The sequence below is a fragment of the Rheinheimera oceanensis genome (genome assembly GCF_018831085.1).
Classification (GTDB): domain Bacteria; phylum Pseudomonadota; class Gammaproteobacteria; order Enterobacterales; family Alteromonadaceae; genus Alishewanella; species Alishewanella oceanensis.
The window spans coordinates 1-1,241 of the sequence record NZ_JAGPNM010000036.1 but is presented as its reverse complement, the minus strand read 5'-3'; the positions used below and the strand labels follow the sequence as shown (position 1 = coordinate 1,241).

The following is a 1,241-nucleotide window of genomic DNA, read 5'->3' as shown; positions in this document are numbered from 1 at the left end:
AAGGGTCTATTCATGGCTAAGGCTAAATTTGAACGTAATAAACCGCACGTAAACGTAGGCACCATCGGTCACGTTGACCACGGTAAAACTACTTTAACTGCAGCAATCACAAACGTACTGGCAAAGCACTACGGCGGTCAGGCATTTGCTTTCGATCAAATCGATAAAGCGCCAGAAGAAAAAGCGCGTGGTATCACGATCAACACTTCACACGTAGAATATGACACGCCATCACGTCACTACGCGCACGTAGACTGCCCAGGCCACGCTGACTATGTTAAGAACATGATCACCGGTGCGGCGCAGATGGACGGCGCGATTCTGGTAGTAGCGGCGACAGACGGCCCAATGCCACAAACGCGTGAGCACATCCTGTTATCACGTCAGGTAGGTGTACCGTACATCATCGTATTCATGAACAAATGTGACATGGTAGATGACGAAGAGCTGTTAGAGCTGGTAGAGATGGAAGTGCGTGAGCTGCTGTCAGACTACGACTTCCCGGGTGATGACCTGCCGGTAATCCGTGGTTCAGCGCTGAAAGGCCTGGAAGGCGATGCAGAGTGGGAAAAGAAAATTCTGGAGCTGGGCGAAGCGTTAGACACCTATATCCCAGAGCCGGTACGTGCGATTGACAAGCCATTCATCATGCCAATCGAAGACGTATTCTCAATTGCTGGTCGTGGAACAGTAGTAACAGGCCGTGTAGAGCAAGGTATCATCAAAGTAGGTGAGACAGTAGAAATCGTTGGTATCAAAGACACTGTAGCGACGACCTGTACAGGTGTAGAAATGTTCCGTAAGCTGCTGGACGAAGGTCGTGCAGGTGAGAACATTGGAGCACTGTTACGTGGTACCAAGCGTGAAGACGTAGAGCGTGGTCAGGTACTGTCTAAGCCGGGTTCAATCAAGCCACACACTAAGTTCGAAGGCGAAGTGTACGTTCTGTCAAAAGAAGAAGGTGGTCGTCATACGCCATTCTTCAAAGGCTACCGTCCACAGTTCTACTTCCGTACGACAGACGTAACTGGAGCAGTAGAATTACCAGAAGGCGTAGAGATGGTAATGCCAGGCGACAACCTGAAGTTTGTTGTAGAGCTGATTTGCCCAATCGCGATGGACGAAGGTTTACGCTTCGCTATCCGTGAAGGTGGCCGCACAGTAGGTGCAGGCGTAGTATCAAAAATCCTGGCGTAATAGCTAAGATGTGAAAAGGCCCCGTAAGGGGCTTTTTTTATGGC

General features: G+C 49.9%; 1 protein-coding gene. It reads left to right on the top strand.

Translation table 11 applies throughout. The features are described from left to right. Positions 1 to 12: 12 nt before the first annotated feature. Positions 13 to 1,197 (top strand): elongation factor Tu, encoded by a 1,185-nt coding sequence (gene tuf, locus J3B89_RS20955; RefSeq protein ID WP_215399540.1) that lies wholly within the window; start codon positions 13 to 15, stop codon positions 1,195 to 1,197. Positions 1,198 to 1,241: the final 44 nt, after the last annotated feature.